Annotated in this window: 20 protein-coding genes; 11 read left to right on the top strand and 9 right to left on the bottom strand. The window is 57.3% G+C overall.

Features of this window, described 5'->3' with window-relative positions:
- Positions 1 to 150: 150 nt before the first annotated feature.
- The gene (locus BW956_RS13085; protein ID WP_076463108.1) at positions 151 to 1,353 is read right to left on the bottom strand and encodes an OprD family outer membrane porin; all 1,203 of its coding nucleotides are present in this window, start codon (positions 1,351 to 1,353) and stop codon (positions 151 to 153) included.
- Positions 1,354 to 1,771: 418 nt separating this feature from the next.
- On the opposite strand from BW956_RS13085, the gene BW956_RS13080 reads away from it, so the two are divergent.
- Positions 1,772 to 2,569 (top strand): helix-turn-helix domain-containing protein, encoded by a 798-nt coding sequence (locus BW956_RS13080; RefSeq protein ID WP_076463107.1) that lies wholly within the window; start codon positions 1,772 to 1,774, stop codon positions 2,567 to 2,569.
- A gap of 148 nt (positions 2,570 to 2,717) precedes the next feature.
- On the top strand, positions 2,718 to 4,406 hold the full coding sequence (locus BW956_RS13075) for an arylsulfatase (protein WP_076463106.1): 1,689 nt from the start codon (positions 2,718 to 2,720) through the stop codon (positions 4,404 to 4,406).
- 109 nt (positions 4,407 to 4,515) lie between these two features.
- Here the strand turns inward: BW956_RS13075 and BW956_RS13070 are convergent, their stop codons facing one another.
- On the bottom strand, positions 4,516 to 5,373 hold the full coding sequence (locus BW956_RS13070) for an AraC family transcriptional regulator (protein ID WP_076463105.1): 858 nt from the start codon (positions 5,371 to 5,373) through the stop codon (positions 4,516 to 4,518).
- Positions 5,374 to 5,597: 224 nt separating this feature from the next.
- Here BW956_RS13070 and BW956_RS13065 point away from each other — a divergent pair, with 224 nt between their 5' ends.
- The 9 genes from BW956_RS13065 (at position 5,598) to BW956_RS13025 (ending at position 15,346) form a co-directional block, all read left to right on the top strand.
- On the top strand, positions 5,598 to 6,737 hold the full coding sequence (locus BW956_RS13065; RefSeq protein WP_076463104.1) for an ornithine cyclodeaminase family protein: 1,140 nt from the start codon (positions 5,598 to 5,600) through the stop codon (positions 6,735 to 6,737).
- A gap of 74 nt (positions 6,738 to 6,811) precedes the next feature.
- A complete protein-coding gene (locus BW956_RS13060; RefSeq protein ID WP_076463103.1) occupies positions 6,812 to 7,234 on the top strand; it encodes a RidA family protein in 423 nt (140 codons plus the stop codon).
- Between the two features lie 58 nt (positions 7,235 to 7,292).
- Positions 7,293 to 8,585 carry an NAD(P)/FAD-dependent oxidoreductase gene (locus tag BW956_RS13055; protein ID WP_076463102.1) on the top strand — a complete coding sequence of 431 codons (1,293 nt, stop codon included), beginning with the start codon at positions 7,293 to 7,295 and terminating at the stop codon, positions 8,583 to 8,585.
- A 98-nt stretch (positions 8,586 to 8,683) separates the two neighbouring features.
- Positions 8,684 to 9,169 carry a universal stress protein gene (locus tag BW956_RS13050; RefSeq protein WP_076463101.1) on the top strand — a complete coding sequence of 162 codons (486 nt, stop codon included), beginning with the start codon at positions 8,684 to 8,686 and terminating at the stop codon, positions 9,167 to 9,169.
- Positions 9,170 to 9,209: 40 nt separating this feature from the next.
- Positions 9,210 to 10,157: a tripartite tricarboxylate transporter substrate binding protein gene (locus BW956_RS13045; RefSeq protein WP_076463100.1), complete on the top strand. Its 948-nt coding sequence runs from the start codon at positions 9,210 to 9,212 to the stop codon at positions 10,155 to 10,157.
- A gap of 92 nt (positions 10,158 to 10,249) precedes the next feature.
- Positions 10,250 to 10,795 (top strand): hypothetical protein, encoded by a 546-nt coding sequence (locus BW956_RS13040; protein ID WP_076463099.1) that lies wholly within the window; start codon positions 10,250 to 10,252, stop codon positions 10,793 to 10,795.
- 14 nt (positions 10,796 to 10,809) lie between these two features.
- Entirely contained in the window at positions 10,810 to 12,288 is a 1,479-nt protein-coding gene (locus BW956_RS13035; protein ID WP_076463098.1) for a tripartite tricarboxylate transporter permease, read from the top strand.
- Between the two features lie 223 nt (positions 12,289 to 12,511).
- Complete coding sequence (locus tag BW956_RS13030; protein ID WP_076463097.1) at positions 12,512 to 13,837, top strand: alginate export family protein; 1,326 nt, start codon at positions 12,512 to 12,514, stop codon at positions 13,835 to 13,837.
- A 96-nt stretch (positions 13,838 to 13,933) separates the two neighbouring features.
- A complete protein-coding gene (locus BW956_RS13025; RefSeq protein ID WP_076463192.1) occupies positions 13,934 to 15,346 on the top strand; it encodes an aldehyde dehydrogenase family protein in 1,413 nt (470 codons plus the stop codon).
- A 91-nt stretch (positions 15,347 to 15,437) separates the two neighbouring features.
- On the opposite strand, the gene BW956_RS13020 is transcribed toward BW956_RS13025, so the two are convergent.
- From BW956_RS13020 to BW956_RS12990, 7 genes are all read right to left on the bottom strand, one after another.
- Positions 15,438 to 16,463 carry a phosphotransferase enzyme family protein gene (locus BW956_RS13020; protein ID WP_076463096.1) on the bottom strand — a complete coding sequence of 342 codons (1,026 nt, stop codon included), beginning with the start codon at positions 16,461 to 16,463 and terminating at the stop codon, positions 15,438 to 15,440.
- Complete coding sequence (locus BW956_RS13015) at positions 16,463 to 17,764, bottom strand: aspartate aminotransferase family protein (RefSeq protein WP_076463095.1); 1,302 nt, start codon at positions 17,762 to 17,764, stop codon at positions 16,463 to 16,465. Before BW956_RS13015 ends, BW956_RS13020 begins: the two co-directional genes overlap by 1 nt.
- 96 nt (positions 17,765 to 17,860) lie before the next feature.
- Positions 17,861 to 18,562 (bottom strand): helix-turn-helix transcriptional regulator, encoded by a 702-nt coding sequence (locus BW956_RS13010; protein ID WP_076463094.1) that lies wholly within the window; start codon positions 18,560 to 18,562, stop codon positions 17,861 to 17,863.
- Positions 18,563 to 18,777: 215 nt separating this feature from the next.
- Positions 18,778 to 19,653 (bottom strand): bifunctional methylenetetrahydrofolate dehydrogenase/methenyltetrahydrofolate cyclohydrolase FolD, encoded by an 876-nt coding sequence (gene folD, locus BW956_RS13005; protein ID WP_010324846.1) that lies wholly within the window; start codon positions 19,651 to 19,653, stop codon positions 18,778 to 18,780.
- 73 nt (positions 19,654 to 19,726) lie between these two features.
- Positions 19,727 to 21,055, bottom strand: a complete 1,329-nt coding sequence (locus BW956_RS13000; protein WP_010324847.1) for an FMN-binding glutamate synthase family protein — start codon at positions 21,053 to 21,055, stop codon at positions 19,727 to 19,729.
- A 78-nt stretch (positions 21,056 to 21,133) separates the two neighbouring features.
- Positions 21,134 to 21,817, bottom strand: coding sequence for a GltB/FmdC/FwdC-like GXGXG domain-containing protein (locus BW956_RS12995; RefSeq protein WP_010324848.1), 684 nt, complete (start codon positions 21,815 to 21,817; stop codon positions 21,134 to 21,136).
- Positions 21,818 to 21,840: 23 nt separating this feature from the next.
- Positions 21,841 to 22,746, bottom strand: coding sequence for a class II glutamine amidotransferase (locus tag BW956_RS12990; protein WP_076463093.1), 906 nt, complete (start codon positions 22,744 to 22,746; stop codon positions 21,841 to 21,843).
- Positions 22,747 to 22,749: the final 3 nt, after the last annotated feature.

Here is a 22,749-nt window from a genome sequence, read left to right as displayed (position 1 = left end):
ACATCGATCCTTGAAAACTTGCAGAAAACGATACTCTGCCCCTCCGGTCTGGCCATCTGCAACGGACACGAGCTTCAACTTCTAGTGAAGCCCCACCAAAAAGGGCGCCAGTTGGCGCCCTTGTATGAGGTTAACAACATCGCCCGGTGGTTACAGGACCAGCTTGTACTGGGCGATCAGACGCATATCCTCCAAGTCGCCAACACCACCAATGGTCACGTCAGCATAGCGCAGTTGCAGCGACAGACCTTTCGCCCAGCCCTGTTGAAGTTCATACATCGCTTCCAGGTTGAACTCCTTGTCCTCCAGCGTTTCGCCAGCCGCTTTATAATCACCCTCGGTATATCGGGTCATAAGCGTCAGCCCCGGAACAACGGCAGGCGCGTAGTCCACGCGCAGCTGCAGAGACTCTTCATGGGGGTTGTAAAAATCAAGAATCTGCACGGAGTTGTTGGTCCAGAGCACAGATCTGTCGTTATTAAAACCATCCCAGCTGGGTTCATAGAGGTCATCACCGACGCGCTGATAAGCCGCTGAGTAGGTCAGGTCTTTATGCGTATAGCTGACGGCCAGACTACTCAGGTAGGTATCCAGGTCACCATCCGACCCGGTAGCATCCGCCAGGTTGGATTGGTCCCCGATACCCTTCGCCATATAGTGATACAGATCGAAAGACAGCTTGTCGTCACCAACAGGGATGCCGTAGGACGCGTTCACAAATGTCTGGCGTTTTGCATCTTTCAACTGACCATGCGCCAGGTGAACACCCAGTCCATTGCTGAAACGGTAGCGTCCACCCAGAATCACCACACCATCATCACCCTCGGTATAGCTGCCAAAACTGTCCTGCCCAGTCGTGGCCACACCCGTACTGTAGATGCCATAAAGCTTGGCGCCACCAACCTGGAAATCCGCCTTGAATGCTTCACGCGTACTCGGCTCGGAACGGCCATCGGTATCGGTCATCAACGGCGAAATGATCCGCATACGGCCCAAGCGCAACTCGAGTTCGTCCGTCGGCTTCCATTTGATATTGGCCTGACCGATTTTGGTGAAGCCTTTCCCGTCCTCATCCAGCAGTGGCAGACCTGCTGTGTTCTTGTCCGCATACAGCTTGGCAACGGCATAGATAGAAGCGTCAAAACCGATACGATCCAAATAGTAATCCGACACATAATCAAGCCGGGTGGCAAAGCTCATCTCCTCGCTGTCTTCCGGTCCAAAGTGTCGATCCACCTGCCCATAGTGGGTACGGAAGGTCAAAGAGAGGTTGTCTTCCGCATACACCTGTGAATTAGCCAAGCCGCTCAACGCAGCCAGCATGAAATAACCGATGAATCGAGCCCTATTCATTACTAAATACTCCTGGTAACCGTTTTTTATAATTAGTACAGCGCCTGTCCGCATATAAACGACAGGTAACTGGCTGGAATATGATTACAAAAACATGAACGGGGCAACTAAGGTTTTCATTCTGTAAAAACCTTAGTTTCTTTAAACCTGTCAGGATTTATCCGTATTTTTCAGAGTGTGAAAATCACATTTTCACTTTCACAAACAGACTTTTTACAAATTTCTTCGACTCTTTTTAACGCGGGAGCGGGCACCGGCAGGTTAGTACACAGTGTACGGAACCCAATGCCTGGCATCAGAGCGTGGTAACCGCCCTGCACTAACACTGAGGCAAGTAGATCAGCTAACCTTGTGTTATCGCATTCCTTGCAGGCCCCCAGCAACATCCCAACACAGCCACTGAATTAACCGGCCGACCATGACAAAACAGATCCGCTCACTTACACGCGCTCTCAACGTAATTGAAACCTTGAACCACGCTGACCGAGCACTCAGCCTGCATCAACTGCACCAGCTAACCGAGCTGGACCGTGCAACCCTGCTGCGTATTCTGGCCACTCTCATGGATGCAGGCTGGGTTTACCGCAGCCTTGGTGACGGCTGCTATCGCCTGACCTTTCAGCTACGTGAAATGGGCACACACATTCGCCCAGAAAACAGCTTGGCGCAGCTGGCTTCACCCATACTGGAAGCACTGCAGAAGAAGCTGCATTGGCCGTCCGACTTGATGATTTACAACGGCAAACGTATGGAAATTATCGAAACCACACGTCGCCAGTCTCCCCTGTTTTTGCCACAGGGGTTCATGGGCTATCAACCATACATGCTGCAATCAGCCACCGGTCGCGCCTACCTGGCCTGGAGTCACCCGAATGACTGCAAGGTCATCCTGCAACGTCTACAGCGGGAGGAAGGACCTGATGCCAACTTGGCGCACGATGAGGTGTGGGTACAAAAGATACTGGAGGAGACCCGCCGACAAGGCTACGCCGAGCGTGACCGGAATTACTTTGGCGGACCGGATGACAGTAACAGCTATGAGGTTAATGTTGTTGCCATACCCATTATTGTCATGCAGGAAGTCCAAGCTTGCCTGAACCTGACATGGATTGAAGAACTGGTACAACCAGAGCAACTTGAAGAGGTGTTTCTGCCCGCGCTGAGAGCTGCCGCCGACGCCATCGCCCAGCGTTTGCTCACACATGAACTCTACTGAAAACAAGCACTCTCCCTCCTGGTTTCACCAAAAGTTTTCACTCTGTGAAAACCATAGTTTACCCCTCGCTGCTCCCCCATTTAGATTGACTATCCTAAAGCGACCCCCGGCACTCATAACGACAAAAAGACTGGCAGGATCTCGACCCATGAAACCGACCTCCTTTGGCAAGCAGGCGCTGGCAACTTCTATTGCGCTGGCAACAGCCGTGACTTGCAGCACTGCGTTTGCTGCATCAACCGACCCCGAACGTCCCAATATTCTGCTCATCGTCGCTGACGATATGGGCTTTGCCGATTTGGGCAGCTACGGCGGTGAAATCGAAACCCCTCATCTGGATGCACTCGCCAGCGAAGGCGTGCGCATGACCAACTTCCATGCCGAACCCGCCTGTTCCCCCACCCGAGCGGCATTGCTGACAGGCCTGGACCCGCACCAGGTGGGCCTTGGCAACATGGCTGAAGAAACGGCCCCCAACCAGCAGGGCAAACCCGGCTATGAGGGCTATCTGAATGACAGCGCGGTCCCCGTGACCAAGCTGCTGCAGGACGCGGGCTACAACACCTACCTGTCCGGCAAGTGGCACCTGGGGCGCGGCGAAGGCACAACGCCAGATGCCCGCGGCTTTGAGCACTCCTTCAGCCTGCTGGTCGGTGGCGCCAGCCATTGGCCTGACATGCGACCGGCCTACGCACCCACACCGGATGCCAAGGCCCCCTATGTGGAAGATGGCCAGTTGCTGACCCAACTGCCGGACAGCTTCAAATACTCGTCCCAGTTCTACGCTGACAAGATGATCGAATATATCGAGTCGGACCGCGAGAACGGCGCGCCCTTCTTTGGCATGCTCAGCTACACCGCACCCCACTGGCCACTGCAAGCGCCTGATGAAGCCATTGAGAAATACCGTGGCCGCTACGATCAGGGCTACGATCAGATCTTTGCCGACCGCCTGGCACGACAGAAGGAAATGGGGCTGGTTCCGGCCAATGCCGAGGGCGCACCGCGACCACCCAAGGGCCAGCCCTGGGACAGCCTGAGCCCGGAGCAGCAAAAGGTTGAAGCCCGTGCCATGGAAATCTATGCCGCCATGGTCGATGAAATGGATGCGCACACCGGCCGTGTATTTGATTACCTGAAGCAGCAGGGGCTCTACGACAACACCATCGTCATGTTCATTTCCGACAACGGCGCTGAAGGCCACGATCTGGACGAAACCTGGCCGGCCGACCAGTTCCCGAAAATCCGCAAGGTGATCGACGAGAGCAACGACTTCAGTTACGAGCAGATGGGACGCCCCGGCTCCTATACCCTCTATGGCCCCAACTGGGCCTGGGCAGGCGCTCCTACATTCAAACTGCACAAGGGCTTCCCCACCGAAGGCGGCACCCGCACCACTGGCATCATCAAGGCTGCCGGCCTGAAGGAAGGCGCCATTACCAACAGTCTGGTATCGGTGCGTGACATTACCCCAACTCTGCTGGAGATGACCGGCATTCAAGCACCGGAGGGTGAATACAAGGGGCAGGCCGTCAAACCCATTACCGGCCAGTCCGCCGTTGCCATCCTCAAGGGTGAAGCTGCAGATCCTGACCGGGTTTTGGGCGGAGAGCTGTTCGGCAAGTACTTTGTCCGTCAGGGTGACTGGAAACTGGTCATGGTGCCCAAACCCTACAGTGAAGGTGAAGTCCAGCTGTTCAACCTGAGCACAGACTTGGGTGAAAGTCAGGACCTGAGCGCATCCGAGCCGGAGAAACTGGCCGAGATGCTGGCTCTGTGGGAAGAGTACCGTCAGGACAACAACATCATCCTGCCGGACTGGGTCAGCGGGTATTAATCTGAACGAAAAGGCCGGATATCTGAGATATCCGGCCTTTTTTACACATGTGCTTTATGAAAAACCGCACCAGGATGATGCCAAATACCAGGTTTTGCCCTGTTTCAGGTCACGCATACCGAATTCGATGCAGGTAATCACTCTGTTGAACCCGCCGCTGATAGTTCATCGGCGTTGTCGAAACCAGCTTTTTGAATTCACGCAGAAAGTGCGGCTGATCACTGAAACCAAGATCCGATGCCAACTCGGAAAACACGATACTGCTCTGATGATTTATTTCATGCACGGCTGACTGGCAGCGCACAATACGGCTGAACGCCTTGGGTGACATGCCCATATCGGCCTGGAACTGGCGTTGCAATGTACGGCTGCTGTAACCAGTCAGGTTTTCCAGTTCCTTGATGCGAATATCCCCTTTCTGCTGACAAATTGCATGCACCGCTTTTAAAGTGGTATCCGAGGTTTTTCTGGGCATTTTCCCTGAATAAAAACGATTGAATAACTCAACCTGACTGGAAAAAGTCGAATCACCCACAATTTGCTCGAAGAAGGGTTCAAAACCGGGCACCGTTTCCAGCAAGCCATATTCATGATTCACCAGCTCTTCCGCTGAAACATCAAGAAAATCAGGGACTACGCCCATGGCAAAGCGCACGCCGAAATAACTGTGCTTGTGCTTGAGCACCGCATGACGTGCTTCAAGCGGAGAGCCGCACACCTGGGCATCCGGTCTGGCGTCATCACAGTCAAACAGGATATCGACGCAGCCATCCGGTATGGCGAACGTCAGGCCTTCAGACTGGTCGGCTTCAAAGCTGTAAAAGTGCGAAATTGCCGGGTCCTGAGACATATGCAGGTCATAATGCCTGGCCGCACTCAGGACAAACCAGGGCTGCTCTGAGTAGCTTGTGACCGTTTTGTTACCGGCTGAAGCGGTAACATTGTTACCATCGGAAACACTTAACATGCTAAGTACCATTTTGGACGCATTCCAAAAGTACTAAGCAATATCCGTTCCAATAATATATTAACTATTTTTTCATATCCCTGTCGCAAAAATTCAATACGGACTGAAAACCGCTCGCTAGCATCGAAAAGGATAGCTGCCATCCCCCCGGTACTTTTCACGTCTGGGCTCCAGAGCACCGGCACCGAAATCGGGGACAGCGCCCAACGTATACAGGTGATGCAATGTCCGAAAATACCAAGATCGATTTTATTTACCTGTCCGAGCCGGACATGATTGAAGCGGGTGTGACCGACATGTCTGCTTGCGTGGATACCATGGAGGAGATGTTTGTTCTGCTCCACAAAGGTGATTACCGCATGGCCGGCCCCAACAGTGATTCCCATGGTGCCATGATCACCTTTCCGGAAGAATCGCCCTTCCCGACCATGCCCAAACCGACAGCAGACCGCCGCCTGATGGCGATGCCGGCCTACCTCGGTGGTGATTTCCAGACCTGCGGCGTGAAGTGGTACGGCTCCAACATTGCCAACCGCGAAAAGGGCCTGCCCCGTTCAATCCTGATGTTCATCCTCAATGACATCGATACCGGCGCACCACTGGCGTACATGTCCGCGAACCTGCTGTCCGCCTACCGCACCGGTGCCATTCCGGGTGTCGGTGCACGTTACCTGGCACGCAAGGATGCCAAGGTGATCGGTCTGCTGGGCCCAGGCGTGATGGGTAAAACCTCAGTTGCCTCCTTCATGGCCGCGCGCCCGAACATCGACACCATCAAGGTAAAAGGCCGTGGCAAGGCGAACCTGGAAAGCTTCCTCGCCTGGATCAAGGAGGAGTATCCGCAGATCACCAACGTGAAAGTCGTGGACAGCGACGAAGACGTGGTCCGTGATGCCGACATCGTCACCTACTGCAACTCCGGTGAGGTGGGTGACCCCTCCAAGTACCCGATCGTCAAGCGCGAATGGGTCAAACCGGGTGCGTACCTGGCCATGCCCGCCAGCTGCATGCTGGACGACGGCATGAGCGGCGCTGGTGTACGTAAGGTAATGGACAGCATCGGCCTGTACGAAGCCTGGTATGAAGAAGTACCCAAGCCGGCTCACAACGTGATTCCGCTTATCGGCATGCGCTTCATGGACATGATCGCAGACGGACTCATGTCCAAGGATGAGCTGGAAGACCTGGGCGCTATCGTCGCCGGCGACACCCCGGCGCGTCAGAACGATGACGAGATCATCATCATGTCGGTTGGCGGCATGCCGGTGGAAGACGTGGCCTGGGCCACCCGCATCTACCAGAACGCGCTGGAGAAAGGGATTGGCGTCAAGCTGAACCTCTGGGATACCCCGGCACTGCGCTGATTTGAATCTTATTCTGTGGGCCGCTCCAACACGGCCGGCCCGCTCTGCCCCCCACATTTATCAGAGTTATAGCCATGACCAAGATTGTAAAAGTAAAAACCGGTTCCAAGTTTGAAGAGATCGCCAGCTACTCCCGCGTAGTGGCCGTGGATAACTGGATCAATGTATCCAACACCGCTGGCCGTAACCCGGATACTCAGGAAATTCCGGAAGACGTGATCGAGCAGACCGAACAGGTATTCAAGAACATCGAGCGTGCACTGGCCGCAGTTGATTCATCACTGGCCGACGTTGTCATGTCCCGCGTGTTTATCCAGAACCCGGAAGACACCCCCAAGGTGATGGAGTTCATCGGCACCAAATTCCGTGGCGTGAATCCGGCCACTACCGTGACCTGCCCGCCGCTGGGCTCAACCGTCTACAAGGTCGAGCTGGAAGTCACGGCTTACCGTGGCGCAGCAGACGCTGACGTTGAAGAGATCACCATCGCGCAATAAATCGCTTTGGAGCGGGGCCGACGACCCGGCTCCGCTACCACAGCCAAGGAAAACTGATATGACCAAGAAACTGGAACCCGTTGTGACCGCTGATGAGCTCCCCTCCTCCACCCAGGTAGTGGTGATTGGCGGCGGCATCGTTGGCGTCGCGGCTGCCCTGTCCCTGGCGGAACGCAATATCCCGGTGGTATTGCTGGAAAAGGGACACATTGCCGGTGAACAGTCATCTCGCAACCTTGGCTGGATTCGCAAAACCAGCCGTCATGCAGCGGATGTGCCCATGGCACAGGCCGCCGACCGGCTATGGAAAGATATGCCAGAGCGCGTCGGCCGCAGCGTCGGCTACCGTGAAGCCGGCATCCTGTTCCTGGCCAAAACCGAGGAACAGATGGCCATGCATGAGGACTGGCACAAGTCGGTCGCGCCACTGTCACTGGATTCCAAACTGCTGTCCCCGACGGAGATTGACCGTCTGGTTCCCGGTGGCAAGGGCGACTGGGTTGGCGGCATTCATACCCCGTCTGATGGTTACGCCGAACCGGCCCTGGCCACCAGCGCCATGGCAGAGGCCGCCGTCAAAAAAGGCGCCACGCTGATTCAGCACTGCGCCGTGCGTACCCTGTCCCGCTCTGGCGGCAAGGTGTCAGGCGTCGTGACCGAGAAGGGCGAAATCAAGTGCGAGCAGGTGCTGCTGGCAGGCGGTGCCTGGTCGCGCCGTTTCCTCGGCAATCTGGGTGTGTCCCTGCCGACCCTGCCGCTGATCTGTTCGGTGCTGCGCACCAAACCCATGCAAGGCCCGACCGATACAGCGGTTGGCGGACCGAACTTCTCCTTCCGCAAACACCAGGATGGCGGCTACATTATTACCCAGCGCGGTAAGCTGGATGCGCCCTTCATGCTTGATCACCTGCTGGTGGGCCACCGTTATCTCGATCAGCTGCGTACCCAGCGCAGTTTCCTCAACATCGGCTTTGGCAAACCCTTCTTCCGCGACCTGGCGATGAAGCGCCGCTGGAAATCGACCCAGGTGACGCCGTTTGAGCAGGTGCGCACCAATGACCCTGCACCCAACATGCGCCTGAATCAGGACGCCCTGAACAACCTCAAGGCAGCCTGGCCGGCGTTCGATGAAGCACAAATTGAAGAAGCCTGGGCGGGTTTGCTGGATGTGACCCCGGATTCCAACCCGGTGATCGACCACATTGAATCGATCCCTGGCCTGACCATCGCCACCGGCTTCTCCGGGCACGGCTTTGGTACCGGACCGGCTGCCGGCCAGCTGGCAGCGGACCTGGTCGCGGGGGATGCTCCCCTGATCGACCCGACGCCCTACCGGTTCGGGCGGTTATGAAACAGCGCATGCCGGGTATCAACCATCTGGTCGATATCCGGGCAACTGCAATGAATGTGTAATCAAGCTGAATCCAAGTACCAAGAGGGCTGAATGCCATGCTGCCGACTGTAAAAACCATCATCTACGCATCGGATATTACCGAAGGCAGCCGCCCGGCGTTTCGCATGGCTGTTGAGCAGGCGGTTAAACACAACGCTCACATTATCTTTCTGCACGCCATCCAGCCCTTGAGCACGGAAGCTGATGAAATGGTGCACGACTACCTGCTGTCGCAGGCGCAGTTCAACCATACCCAACAGCTGATGGACCAGTATCGCAACAAGATTCAGCAACGCATTTCAGCCTTCATGGACTGTGAAATTCCAACGGAGATCCAGTTGGCTGAAGCCCCTGAGATCGAGGTTGAAATCGGACAACCCGACCAGGTGATCGTAAAAGTGGCCAGGGAACGGCAGGCCGATCTGATTGTGATGGGGGACCGCGGCGGCTCTGCCGCATCCCGCATTTTCCTGGGCTCAACAACCCAAAAAGCCATTCACCAGACAGACATTCCTGTGCTTATCGTTCCGTTGCGGGACTGAGCAGGTGGATTAGAGAACCTTGCCAAATACGAGGGAAACCATGAAAAAACTAACAAAACTTCTGTCCATCGCTACACTGGCCGTCTCACCCCTGATGTTCAGCGCCACCGCCGTGGCGGAGTACCCTGAGCGCCCGGTTAAATTCATCGTCCCCTGGCCTCCAGGTGACCTGGAAGACATCATCACCCGCATGATTGCCGAAGAGATGACCGACGTAACCGGTACGCCAGCGTCTGTTATCAACAAGCCCGGCGGTGGCGGTATCGTGGGTGCACTGGATGTATCCCAGGCACGTCCTGATGGCCAGACCGTTGGCTCATTTGTCGCGGATATTCTGACCACCCATATCCACTCCGGTAATGCACCGTACAGCGCGGATACCTTTGAGCCGGTCGGCATCTTCCTGGATTACCCGTTCGTGCTGGCCACCAAAGCCGACGCACCCTACAACAACCTGCAGGAACTGGCTGACTACTCCCAGAAAAACGATGTGTCTCTGGGCCACTTCGGCTACCAGGCACTGCCGACCGCTATCACGTTCAAAGCGGCTGAAATGGAAGGCATCAAGATCGCATCCGATTCCGCCTTTGACGTGAACAACTGTGCCACGCTGGCAACCGGCGATGCCGACATCATCAACACCACTACTCAGCTGATCCTGTCCTGCCTGAAGTCCGGCGAAGTGAAGCTGCTGACCTCCATCACCCGTGACCGCCTGTCCATCGCGCCGGAAATTCCGACGCTGGCTGAGCAGACCGGCATCACCCAGACCACCTGGAACGGCCTGTTCGTTAAAAAAGGTACGTCTGATGAGGTTAAAGCCAAGCTTGCAGAAATTGCCCAGGCGGCCCTCAAGTCCGACAAGGTGCAGGACCTGAGTGCGACAACAGGTGCCGGTATTTACTGGATCGAAGGCGATGCTGCCAAAGAAGTCGTTGCCAACGATTTTGAAAGCTCCAAGCAGCTGCTTGAGTTCATGAACAAGTAAGTCCTGTCGCCCGGCGGCTCTCCTTACTAGGGCCGCTGGGCTACCTTGAAGTGACTAGGACTAGTTTGATTAACCCTGAAAGAGCGTTCACCGTGTCCAACGAACCCCAAGTCAAAGCCGACATTTACTGGCTTCTGCTCATCATATCCGTGGTGCTCTTGATCCTGATTCCAGATCAGGCGGCCTGGGTCGAGACCAAACGTGGATGGTACACACAGCCCATGATGGGCGCTCTGCTGGGCCTTGGCATTATGGCCATTTTTTCTGCCTATCGCGTGTTCCAGATGACACGTGATCATGGCAATCGCTGGCGTTCCCGCGTGTTCCAGCAGAACCCGCTGGAAACGCTGGTTGAACTCCTGGGCAGCTACCGGACAGCGCTAATCTCATCGGTGCTGTTTTACATCTATATCCACTCACTGTCCTTGATCGGCTTTGTACCCGCGACGTTCATTTTCGTCACGGTGCTGCTGTGGCTGTCGCGGCTGATGAACCGTACCTGGCTGTTCGCCACCATCGGTACGCTGATCGTACTGGTGCTGATTTTTCGCGTTGCGGTATCCGTGTGGCTGCCGGACGTATGGCTGTACTCGTTACTGCCGGACACGATGGCTGATTTCGCCAACAGTTACCTTTAAGAGATTCGATAACCATGGATGCAATTCTATTAGGCCTTAACGAAGTGGCCACGCTGGACGTCATCATGGCCATCGTGATCGGTGCCCTGATTGGCGTCACCATCGGTTCCATTCCGGGGCTTGAGCCCGCCGGCGTGATGGCGATTCTGCTGCCGATCACCTTCGCCATGGAACCCCTGCCCGGTGTATCCCTGCTGCTCGGTGTCTACGGCGGCGCCTGGTACGGCGGGGCCATACCAGCCATTTTGATGAATACGCCCGGGACCCCCGTGGCGGTGTTAACCACCTACGATGGTTACCCCATGGCCAAACGCGGGGAAGCCCGTCGCGCCCTGTCCATCGCCTACACCTCCTCGTTCGTGGGCGGTTTGATCAGCGTCTTCTCGCTGGTGATGCTGGCGCCCACGCTGTCCCAGATTGCGCGCAAGTTCGGCTCCGCCGAGTTCGCCATGCTGGCAGCCCTGGGCATGATCTTTGTCGTCCTCGCCCACCGCAAGCATGTGGTGGAAGCCGCCATGATGCTGGGGCTGGGAATCTTCCTGGGCACCGTCGGGCTGGATCTGTCCTACAGCACCCAGGTATACACCTTTGGCCAGAGCTGGCTCTATTCCGGTATTCCGCTGGTACCGGCCGTAATTGGCCTGTTTGCCATGTCACAGGCGTTTGTACTCCTGTCCCAGCGTGGCAACGATGCGCAAAAAACCGAACTGACCGGCAGCGGATTCTTCTCCGGCGTGATCGATCTGCTCAAACACAAGATGACGGTGCTGCGCTCTGCCGCGCTGGGCGTGGTGATGGGCCTGCTGCCGGGGGTCGGTGAGTTCGGCTCACAGTTCTTCTCCTACACCCTTGCGCAGAAGTTCTCCAAAACCCCGGAAAAATTTGGTGACGGCAACCCGGAAGGATTGATCGCCTCCGAGACCTCCAACAACGCCGTAACCGCCTCCGTGATGGTACCTCTGCTGGCGTTTGGTATTCCGGCAGATGCGCTGATGGCGATGCTGCTGGCCGTCTTCATGGTGCATAACTATGTTCCCGGCCCCACCCTGTTTGTGGAGCGTCCGGAATTCATCTCCGGCCTGTACATCTCCCTGCTGCTGATGAATGTGGTGGTATTCACCTACCTCACCTTTGCCACTAAATGGATCGTTAATCTGACGCGTGTACGCGGCCGCTTTATTGGTGCTTTCATCCTGGTGCTGGGTTTCATCGGCAGTTACAGCCAGAACTACCAGTTCTCCGACTGCCTGATCGCCCTGGGGTTTGCCATCTTTGGCTATGTCCTGAGACGCAACCAGATTCCGGCCGTGCCGATTATTCTGGGACTGGTACTGGGGCCGTTGTTCCTCACCCGTACCCAGCAGGCACTGGGCGTTGCCGGCGGCGACCTGACCATCTTTCTGCAGCGACCGGTCAGCTTGGTGCTATTCATTATGATCCTGGTGTCCATCGGCGTCTTCGCCTGGAGTCAGCTGCGCCAGCGCAAGGTATGAACACGGGTGTGCAGGTCATCAAACAGTACCCGCACGCCTCACAGGGCAGAGTTTGGCCCTGCAACGGTTAGCCAAAGGCCTCACTAAGCTCTAATCACCCTTTGGTTGTTGGGGATCCTTTGGTCCCCCTTTTTAAGATACCTTGAGTACTGTCGATGGTTTCCCTTCACTCCGTCTATCAGTGCATATAAACCCCCAAACCGTAATACCGAGGATCTATCGGATGAACAAAAACTTTAAACCATCTCTATCTGCGGTCTTGCTTGGTTCTGCCATTGCAGCGGTCTCAGGCTCAGCCTCTGCGTACAATCTGTACAGTGACAAGGGCTCCGAGCTGAATCTGGATATCGAAGCGGTATTCGGTGTATTCACCAGTGAAGAAAACTACAACCTGGGTGCCAAGAGCGAAGCCGGTGGTTCCGACTGGCGCGAAGGCTACATCAAGTACGGTCTGTCCGGCAGCCACGCCTATCAGTCCGGTGCCAGCGTTTACGGTGGCCTGAACCTGATCAGCTCCGCCACCTGGGGCGACGGTGATGCCGGCGGTTTCACCTCCGGTGACGAATCTGAAACCGATCTGGAAGACGCTTACCTGGGCTGGCGTTCCGGCAGCCTCATCCCGGCGCTGGGTCAGGACGGTCTGGACATCTCTTTCGGTCGTCAGAACTTTTCCATCGGCGACGGCTTCCTGATCAATGGTGATGCCCTCAACTTCGGTGATGCCATCGATAAACTGGCCGGCACTGACATGAACCGCGGTGGCGCCTACTGGCTGGCCGCGCGTAAAGCCTTTGACCGTACCGCAGTTGTACGTGTCGGTGGTGCGGAAGGGCTGCGTGCCGACCTGTTCTGGCTGGAATCGGACAACCGTGCCCAGGCCGAGACCGAGCTGGCCGGTATCAACGCCGAATACGTAACGCCGGAAGGTACTTTCGGTGCCGCCTTCATTGAAGGCCTGGATGTCAACGAAGACTACGGCTACACCAACCGTGACGGTCAGCAGACCCTGAGCCTGCGCTACCAGGGCAATGCCGGCGTTGAAAACCTGTTCCTGTCCGGTGAGTTCGTCACTCAGGATCAGGGCGATAACTCTGCACCGGATGCCGATGCCTGGTACATGGAAGCCGGCTGGACCTTCGCTGACGTGCCCTGGTCACCGAGCGTGAACTACCGTTACGCCTCCTTTGACGAAGGCTTCGACCCGCTGTTCTTCGGTTTCAACCGTGGCTACGGCACCTGGTTCCAGGGTGAAGTGGCGGCCAACTATGCCGGCCCGTTCAACTCCGGTACCGATGTACATCACGTGGGCGTAAAAGCCTCACCGACCGAAATGCTGAGCCTGGGCGCGCTGTTCTTTGACTTCAGCGACACCGCTGGCGGTGCCATGGACGGTCAGGAAATCGACCTGTACGCGGAATGGGTGGTCACTCCGAACCTGATCATCAGCCCGCTGGTTGGCTTCTACACGCCGGACAGCAGCAACGGCACTCAGATCGGTGGCGACGACACCAATGTCTACGGACAGGTCATCGCGATCGTTCCGTTCTAACAGGCTGTCGAAAATCTATCTGCTAAGCGCCTCATTTTTCCAAGGTTGTAACAGGAGCCTACCGGGCTCCTGTCTTATTTCAGAGCTATGCACTCCATGACAATGACAAACTCCATGCTTATTAATGGCATCCAGGTGACGGGGGATGGCGAGGCATTTTCGGTGATCAACCCGGCCACCGAAGACGCCATCTGCCAATGCAATATGGCCAGCGTTGACCAGCTGGATCAGGCCGTCGCGGCCGCCCGTGCCGCCTACCCGGCATGGCGTGACACCCCGGACGCCGAGCGCAGCCGCTTGCTGCATCAAATTGCTGACCGCCTCGAAGCCAACGCCGACGAACTGGCCCGTATCATCGTGCAGGAACAGGGCAAACCCCTGGCACTTGCGCAGATGGAAGTGGGTGCGGCGGCAGGCTGGACGCGCTATAACGCCGACCTGGAGATTCCGGAACAGGTATTCGAAGACAGCGACAGCAAACGTGTAATCGGCCACCGCAAACCGCTGGGTGTCGTGGCGTCTATCACACCCTGGAATTGGCCTCTGATGATCGCCATCTGGCACATCATGCCAGCCCTGCGGACCGGCAATACCGTGATCTGCAAACCCTCGGGCATGACACCGCTGAATACCCTGCGTCTTGTAGAGATCATGAATGAGGTGTTACCTGCCGGCGTAATCAACAGTGTGCTGGGCGAAGCCGAGATCGGCAGTGCCATCAGCGGTCATGCCGATATCAACAAGGTCATTTTTACGGGCTCGACGCCAACCGGTCAGCGTATCCTGGTCAACTCGGCCACTACACTGAAACGTCTTACACTGGAACTCGGTGGCAACGACGCAGCCATCGTGCTGCCCGGCTCCGACGTTGATGCCATCGCTGAAGGTCTGTTCAACAGCGCCTTCATCAACATGGGTCAGACTTGCGCGGCACTGAAGCGACTCTATGTACACGAAAGCCAGTACGAGGCGGTGTGCCAGAAGCTGGCCACGCTTGCCGAGCAGCAGGTTGTCGGCAACGGCCTTGATGACACCACCACCTTTGGCCCCGTTCAAAACGCCAACCAGTACCGTCAGGTGATCGAACTGGTGGACGATGCCCGCAACCAGGGTGCACGTATCCTCTGTGGCGGCAGCCCGTCAGCGGACAAAGGCTATTTTTACCCACCCACCATTGTTGCCGATGTGTGCAACGGTACCCGCCTGGTCGACGAGGAACAGTTCGGCCCGGTACTGCCGGTGATTGCCTACCAGGATGTGGAACAGGCCATCGCATTGGCCAACGACTGCAGCGTGGGTCTGGGCGGCTCGGTCTGGGGCTCAGACACCGAACAGGCGGGGCAGATCGCTCGCCAGTTGGAGTGCGGCACAGCCTGGATCAACAACCATGCAGAAGTGCTGCCCCATATTCCTTTTGGCGGCTGCAAACTGTCCGGCGTTGGCGTGGAATTCGGTCTGGAAGGACTGCTGGAATATACCCAGCTGCAGGTCATCAACGCGCCCAAGTAACCCCTCACCCCTAACTTCTCTGCTATGGAGATGTTGCTCTTGGCTCCCCCCTTTAACAAGGGGCGGAGCCTTTTTTATGCCCGCTTACCGGTCATTCGTCGCAGGATGCCAGGTAGCGCTCCGCCTGCCTGCAGGCACGACGAATCAAATCCGGCGCCAGCTCACGGGCGGTATCGGTTTCCTGACGGCTGCGAATCCAGCCCAGATAGGTGCAACCACGCGCCGCCAGAAACAGTTCCAGATGCTCCAGATCCTCATCAGACAACGGGCGCTGCTGACGGTAGCCGTCGATCAGTGCCTGCCGGGCCGCAGGGTAGTAGGGCTCTTCCTGAATGAAGTAGAGCGCTGTGGCCAGCTCAAACAGGTGCCAGCCAAAGCCGGCATCGTCGAAGTCGATCAGGCGCAGGGCGTCTTGATCCACCATCAGGTTTTCAGGCACAAAGTCGGCATGAATCAGACTGTAATTCTGGGCTGAACGGTCATAACGGGACAGTTCATCACTGATGCGGTCACGTATCTGCTCCATCAGCGTTCGCTGGGATGCATCCAGCAGCTCCAGCTCCCAGAAGCGCCCCCAGAAGGGCTGTTCACCCACCAGGCCGTCGTGATCCCAGGCGTGGCGCTCAAAGCCTTCAGGCAGCTCCCATTGGCTGGACTGGTTGTGCAACTCGGCGGCCGAGCGTCCCAGGTCGGTATAGAGTTCGGTGACGCGGTCCGCATTGTCCCCAAGCCCTTCACTGTCGGTACCCAGAGGCTCACCATCGATCCAGGCAAAGAGATCGATCTTGCGCGGCTCAACCATGGCAGTGGTGGTTTCAGAGACCAGCAGACGCCCATCGGTGGCCGGCAGCACCTGAGGTACGGCAATGCCACTCTCGTTCAGCGCCGACATCCACACCAGCTCAGAGCGCAGGGAAGCATCGGAATGATAGCCATGGCGGTGAATACGCAGGGCGTAACGCACCCCGTCCGGAGCCGTCACCTTGTATACCGCGTTCTCGCGGTACTTCACCAGCGCCAGCTCACTGCCCTGCAGATCCCAGTGTCGCAGTGACTTTTTCGCCAGTTCCTCCAGATGTGCAATTTGCTGTTCCGGGGTCAGAGAATCAAAAGACATCACACCACCTCCTTAACAGCAACCTGAGTCAGCACAGTGTCCAGCGTGTGCAGCAGGATATCGGCGTGCTCGATCTGAAACGGCATGGGCGGGCGCAGCTTGAGAATTGCGTCATGCACACCGATGGTGCTGATCAGCACGCCCTGATCGCGCATCAGGTTGATCACCCTGCGCGCCATGACTTTGGCAGGTGCCCTGGAGTGGCGGTCCGTTACCAGCTCTACACCAAAGAACAGGCCCAGGTCACGCACATCGCCGATCAGCTCATGCTTTTGCTGCAGCTTGCGCAGGCCCTCGGTGACATAGGCCCCCGTGGTGATCGCATTCTGCATGAGATTGTCTTCCTCCAGTGCATCCAGTACCGCCATGCCCACGGCACAGGACACCGGGGTACCACCGAAGGTGTTGAAGTACATCGCCTCCTTGCTGAAGGCCTCAATCATGTCAGGCCGTGCCACCACACCAGCCAGCGGATGACCGTTGCCCATGGGCTTGCCCAGCGTCACGATATCAGGCGTGACGTCATACCACTGGTGCGCCCAGAAGTGCTTGCCACTGCGGCCAAAGCCCGCCTGCACTTCATCAGCAATGAACACACCACCTGCTTGGCGAACTTTTGCCACCGCCTTTTCCAGGAAACCGGTCGGCACATTGAGCAAACCTTCATTGGCAAAGTCCGGGCACACCAGAATACCGGCGACCTTGATCCCCTCGGCATGAAACTCATCAATTGCCTGCTGTACCCGGTCGGCATAGGCATCGGCCAAAGCCTCACCGGCCAAGCCATCCAACGGACGATAGGAGTCGGGGATCGGGAAGGATTTAACACGCCTGGTGGTTCGCGCTTCCGGCATGAAACCGGTACCGATCTCTGCCACCGCTTCGGTGTTACCGTGATAAGCGAAGTCGGTGACGATAATGCCCTGGCCACCGGTGCAGAAACGCGCCATGCGCAGCGCCAGCTCGTTGGCCTCGCTGCCGGTGCAGGTCAGCATCGCCATCTCCAGCCCCGGATTGAAGGTGCCGGTCAGACGCTCCAGATAATCGACGATGTTGTTGTGCAGGTAGCGGGTGTGGATGTTGAGTGTGGAAGCCTGACGGCTCAGCGCTTCAACCACGCGGGGGTTACAGTGCCCCACGTGCGGCACATTGTTATACACATCCAGGTAACGCTTGCCTTCGGCGTCCCACAGCCAGACACCTTCACCGCGCACCAGTTGCAGCGGCTTGTCATAAAACAGTGGAGAATGATGGCCCATAACGCGGTAGCGCCGGGCCAGAAGATCCTGATGGTCAGCCATGGTGTTCGGTACCTCCTCTGCTCAAAACGGACGACTGAAATCAGGCATCAGTATTCGGGCTGAGGGCCGCTGGCGGCATCCATCAAAGGGTTGAGTTCAGCGGTTGAGGTCCGCCATCACCTTGGCGACCAGCTCGCTGCGAACTCTCACATCGGTTTTCCTGAAGATATGGTGCAGGTGGGTTTTGACCGTGGCCAGACCCAGAGAAAGCTGAATGGCAATATCCTTGTTGGTATTACCGCGTAGCACACACTCCAGCACATCCAGCTCACGCTCGGTCAGATCATATTTGCTGCCAATCCCCTCACGTTCACGGTCTCGCTGCGGCAGGTAGGTTTGATTCAGCGAGAACTCGATAAAGGGCTGCACCTTGCGCAGCAACGCCAGTTCATCCGCGCGAAAGTTTCCCATGGACTCCTCCCGCAGAATGGTCAGGCCGGCAATAATGCGACCATCACGGCGAAAGAACATGTCGGCCACATAACGATGATTATGGGGGACCATAAAGTTTTGGTAGTAGAGCGTCTGACGCAGAAAGTGAGGCGCGATACGTGAATCCAGCGTCACCACGGTTTCATCGCTGTCGGCAAAGCGCTCGGGATTGAGGGGGTCCAGCGCACCAAACTCGGTGCGGTATTCACGTTCGGCTGTGGGCGCGAGATTATAGAGCAACGCCCCGCTATGCTGCATATCCGGGTTCACCAGAAAGAATGCTGAGCCACTGAGGGGAACCAGCCGCTCGATCAAGGCAAGCGTTTCATGTTGGAAGGGGTTTGCATCCCGGTTTTCGTGCATCATGTATTGTCTCTTGTAGCACTCTGACAAGCATCAGAGGCCAAGACGGATTGTTATATTGGACGCCTAACACCCTGCTAATCTACTGTGATTCCTGCAGCTTTTCACGCTCCCTTTGCTTAGATATGGCAACCTCTGCTTTTGCAAACGCAAAAAAACCGCAGGCCCAATCAAGAGCCTGCGGCAAATTAACACAACGTCGAGGGGGAACTTGGTGATTAAGCGGTTTCCGCAGCTTCGCAGGCCTCCAGCGTATTCTGCAGAAGGCAGGCAATCGTCATCGGCCCAACACCGCCCGGCACGGGCGTAATGGCTGAAGCCTTTTCGTATGCCGGCTCAAACTCCACATCGCCCACCAGGCGGCCATCATCCAGTCGGTTGATACCCACATCGATCACCACAGCGCCCGGCTTGAGCCATTCGCCCTTGATGAACTCGGGAATGCCCACCGCCGCGATCACGATATCCGCCTGCGCCAGTTCCGCCGGCAGGTCGGCGGTTTTGGAGTGGCATACCGTTACAGTGGCACGGGCCATCAGCAGTTCCAGCGCGACCGGGCGGCCGACGATATTGGATGCACCCACCACGACAGCCTTTTTACCCATGGGGTCGATGCCGTAGGCGTCGAGCAGACGCATGCAACCATAGGGAGTGCAGGGACGCAGGGTCGGTGCCTTGCCCGCCAGACGACCGAGGTTGTAGGGGTGGAAACCATCCACATCCTTGCTCGGATCGATACGCTCAATCACCGCCTGAACATCGATCTGCGGTGGCAGCGGCAGCTGCACCAGAATGCCGTTGATGATCGGGTCAGCGTTGAGGGTATCGATCAGAGCCAGCAGTTCTTCCTGGGTCGTTTCGACCGGCAGACTGTGGTTGCGAGAAATAATGCCGGCTTCTTCGCAGGCCTTAACCTTGCTGCGCACGTAGACCTGGGACGCTGCATCCTCGCCCACCAGTACTACCGCCAGCCCCGGACGTGATTTACCGGCTGAAACCCGTTCAGCCACCTGTGCCGCTATGGATTTACGCAGCTCTGCTGCCACGGCTTTACCATCAATCCGTTTGTCACTTACAGTCAGCGCCTGATTCACGCGTGTCTCCTTGTTTGCTTGCTGGCGGGGTTGCCCCCGCCTCAGATTAGAAGGGTTTCAGTGGCATGCTCCGTTAGAAGCTCTGGCCCGGCACCCAGGTAGTACCCGCCAGAGGAACACGCGCCATGGCAGCGGATTCAACGGTCAGGGCTACCAGATCTTCCGGCTCCAGGTTACGCAGGTCGTTCTTGCCGCAGGCACGGGCCAGCGTCTGGGCTTCCAGGGTCAGAACGCGCAGGTAGTTGGCCAGACGGCGTCCGCCATCTTCCGGGTCCAGACGCTTGGCCAGCTCAGGGTCCTGAGTGGAAATACCGGCCGGGTCCTTACCTTCCTGATAGTCATCGTAGAAGCCTGCAGCCGAACCGATCTTCTCGTAGTCTTCGCTGTATTTCGGGTCGTTACAACCCAGTGCCACCAGCGCTGCAGTACCGATTGCGACCGCATCGGCGCCCAGTGCCATGCACTTGGCCACGTCCGCGCCGTTGCGGATACCACCGGAGACGATCAGCTGAACCTTGCGGTGCATGCCCATCTCCTGCAGCGCCTGAACTGCCTGCGGGATGGCGGCCAGCGTCGGGATACCCACGTGCTCGATGAACACGTCCTGAGTCGCCGCAGTACCGCCCTGCATGCCATCAACGACGATGACATCAGCGCCGGCTTTAACCGCCAGTTTCACGTCGTAGTAGGTACGGGTCGCGCCCACCTTGATGTAGATAGGCACCTGCCAGTCGGTGATTTCACGCAGTTCCTGAATCTTGATTGCCAGGTCATCGGGGCCGGTCCAGTCCGGGTGACGGCAAGCGGAACGCTGGTCGATACCCTTGGGCAGCGTACGCATCTGCGCAACGCGGTCGGTGATCTTCTGGCCCAGCAGCATGCCGCCGCCGCCCGGCTTGGCGCCCTGGCCCAGTACCACTTCGATGGCGTCAGCCTTGCGCAGGTCGTCCGGGTTCATGCCGTAACGAGACGGCAGGTACTGGTACACCAGTTTGCTGGACTGGCCACGCTCTTCAGGCGTCATGCCGCCATCACCGGTGGTGGTGGTCGTGCCCACCATGGAGGCGCCACGGCCCAGGGCTTCCTTGGCGTTGGCAGACAAAGCACCGAAGCTCATGCCGGCGATGGTGACCGGGGTTTCAATCACGATCGGCTTCTTGGCGAAACGGGTGCCCAGGGTGACCTGGGTGTTGCACTTCTCGCGGTAGCCTTCCAGCGGGTAGCGTGACATGGACGCTCCCAGGAACAGCAGATCATCAAAGTGCGGCAGCTTACGCTTGGCACCGAAGCCGCGGATGTCGTAGATACCGCTATCGGCAGCGCGGCGGATCTCGGCCATGGTAGTACGGTCAAAGGTGGCTGACTCACGCAGGCCCGGGTTGACGTTGATATCGTTGCTCATAATCAAGTCCTCAAAAATCGGTTTCAGAGGCCGCCCCTATACACACATATTGGGCGGCCATGACGGCCTGTCGGTCCGTTAATAGGCAGATGCGTTATCAACCTTGAAGTTGTACAGCTGACGGGCTGAACCGTAGCGCTTGAAGCTGGCCGGATCTTCATCCACACCGGCGCGGTTCAGCAGGTCAGTCAGCTCTTCGATATGCTCGGCGCGCATCTCTTTCTCGATGCAGTCCGCGCCCAGGGATTTCACTTCGCCCTTCACGTAGATGTGCACCTCGTACATGGAGTCGCCCAGTGCTTCCCCGGCGTCACCGCATACAACCAGCGAGCCGGACTGGCCCATGAAGCAGCTCATGTGACCGATGCTGCCCTTGACCACGATATCCACACCTTTCATGGATATGCCGCAACGGGCACCGGCGTTACCCTCGATCACCAGCAGACCGCCATGAGCGGTGGCGCCAGCGGCCTGGGACGCGTCGCCCTTGACGCGAACAGTGCCGGACATCATGTTTTCAGCCACACCCTGGCCCACGTTACCGTGCACCACCACATGGGCTTTCTTGTTCATGCCGGCGCAGAAGTAACCGGCGTGGCCCTGGATATCCACCGCCAGGTTCTGGTCCAGACCGCAGGCGATGTTGTGCTGCCCTTTGGGGTTCAGCACTTCCCACTCGCGCTCGGTACATTCGGTGGCCTGGTCGTGCAGCGCCTGGTTCAGTTCACGGATGCTGGATTCAGCCAGATCAATCGTTTTCATCGTTGTTTCTCCTCGACTCAGGCTCAGTTGCTGCTGCGTTCCCAGACATAGAAAGTGGCCGGCTCCGGCTCCCAGACCTTGGCATTCTCGATGCCCGGCAGGGTGGTCAGGGCCTGGTATTCAGACGCCATGGCGACATAGTCATCCGTTTCGGCCAGTACCGCCGGCTTACAGGCGATGGGGTCACGCATGACGGCAAAACCGTCGCGGGTGCCGATGGTGAAGGTGAAGAAGCCATCCAGATCTTCCAGCGCATGCTCCAGCGCTTCCTTCAGGCTGTCGCCCTTCTGCAGACGCCAGGTAAGGTAACCCGCCGCGACTTCGGAGTCGTTCTGAGTTTCGAAGCTGATGCCTTCGCGCTTGAGGGCATCACGCAGACGGTTATGGTTGGACAGAGAGCCGTTGTGTACCAGGCAGAGGTCCATGCCGGTGGAGAACGGGTGGCTGCCTTCCATGGTGACGGCAGACTCGGTCGCCATACGGGTATGACCGATGATGTGGCTGCCTTTCATGCCTTCCAGGTTGAAGTTTTCAGCAATCTTCTCCGGCAAACCCACTTCTTTCAGGATCTCGATGGACTGGCCCACGCTGAGAATCAGTACATCAGCCGCTTCTTCCGCCAGCCATTCACGCAGGGCAGCTTCTTCAGCACGCACCTTGAACACGGCAACGCTGGCGTTCTGGAACCAGCTCAGTTCCATCTGCTGCTCGTTTTTCAGACGGGTGGCCAGCGCTTCCCAGTCATATTCAGCATCCGGGTGACGCAGGGTCAGCTTGACCCAGCCATCGCCCACTTCATCACCGTAGATGGCGAAACCGGCGCTGTCGGGACCGCGTTCGGTCATGGCGATCAGCATCGGTTTAAACAGTTCGCCGATCCGGCTTTCCAGTTCAGGGTTCTTCAGATAAAGCCCGACAATTCCACACATAAT

The sequence above is a fragment of the Marinobacterium stanieri genome (genome assembly GCF_900155945.1).
GTDB classification, from domain to species: Bacteria; Pseudomonadota; Gammaproteobacteria; order Pseudomonadales; family Balneatricaceae; genus Marinobacterium; species Marinobacterium stanieri.
This window is presented reverse-complemented; position numbering and strand designations above follow the sequence as displayed.

What these genes read in the sequence shown, in the direction of transcription:
- BW956_RS13010 (WP_076463094.1), bottom strand. Translation starts at nt 18,562, where the DNA reads ATGATGCACGAAAACCGGGATGCAAACCCCTTCCAACATGAAACGCTT.
- BW956_RS13000 (WP_010324847.1), bottom strand. Translation starts at nt 21,055, where the DNA reads ATGAGCAACGATATCAACGTCAACCCGGGCCTGCGTGAGTCAGCCACC.
- BW956_RS13075 (WP_076463106.1), top strand. Translation starts at nt 2,718, where the DNA reads ATGAAACCGACCTCCTTTGGCAAGCAGGCGCTGGCAACTTCTATTGCG.
- BW956_RS13035 (WP_076463098.1), top strand. Translation starts at nt 10,810, where the DNA reads ATGGATGCAATTCTATTAGGCCTTAACGAAGTGGCCACGCTGGACGTC.
- BW956_RS13020 (WP_076463096.1), bottom strand. Translation starts at nt 16,463, where the DNA reads ATGTCTTTTGATTCTCTGACCCCGGAACAGCAAATTGCACATCTGGAG.
- BW956_RS13055 (WP_076463102.1), top strand. Translation starts at nt 7,293, where the DNA reads ATGACCAAGAAACTGGAACCCGTTGTGACCGCTGATGAGCTCCCCTCC.
- BW956_RS13015 (WP_076463095.1), bottom strand. Translation starts at nt 17,764, where the DNA reads ATGGCTGACCATCAGGATCTTCTGGCCCGGCGCTACCGCGTTATGGGC.
- BW956_RS12995 (WP_010324848.1), bottom strand. Translation starts at nt 21,817, where the DNA reads ATGAAAACGATTGATCTGGCTGAATCCAGCATCCGTGAACTGAACCAG.
- BW956_RS13030 (WP_076463097.1), top strand. Translation starts at nt 12,512, where the DNA reads ATGAACAAAAACTTTAAACCATCTCTATCTGCGGTCTTGCTTGGTTCT.
- BW956_RS13065 (WP_076463104.1), top strand. Translation starts at nt 5,598, where the DNA reads ATGTCCGAAAATACCAAGATCGATTTTATTTACCTGTCCGAGCCGGAC.
- BW956_RS13050 (WP_076463101.1), top strand. Translation starts at nt 8,684, where the DNA reads ATGCTGCCGACTGTAAAAACCATCATCTACGCATCGGATATTACCGAA.
- BW956_RS13025 (WP_076463192.1), top strand. Translation starts at nt 13,934, where the DNA reads ATGACAATGACAAACTCCATGCTTATTAATGGCATCCAGGTGACGGGG.
- BW956_RS13080 (WP_076463107.1), top strand. Translation starts at nt 1,772, where the DNA reads ATGACAAAACAGATCCGCTCACTTACACGCGCTCTCAACGTAATTGAA.
- BW956_RS13060 (WP_076463103.1), top strand. Translation starts at nt 6,812, where the DNA reads ATGACCAAGATTGTAAAAGTAAAAACCGGTTCCAAGTTTGAAGAGATC.
- BW956_RS13045 (WP_076463100.1), top strand. Translation starts at nt 9,210, where the DNA reads ATGAAAAAACTAACAAAACTTCTGTCCATCGCTACACTGGCCGTCTCA.
- BW956_RS13085 (WP_076463108.1), bottom strand. Translation starts at nt 1,353, where the DNA reads ATGAATAGGGCTCGATTCATCGGTTATTTCATGCTGGCTGCGTTGAGC.
- BW956_RS13070 (WP_076463105.1), bottom strand. Translation starts at nt 5,373, where the DNA reads ATGTTAAGTGTTTCCGATGGTAACAATGTTACCGCTTCAGCCGGTAAC.
- BW956_RS12990 (WP_076463093.1), bottom strand. Translation starts at nt 22,746, where the DNA reads ATGTGTGGAATTGTCGGGCTTTATCTGAAGAACCCTGAACTGGAAAGC.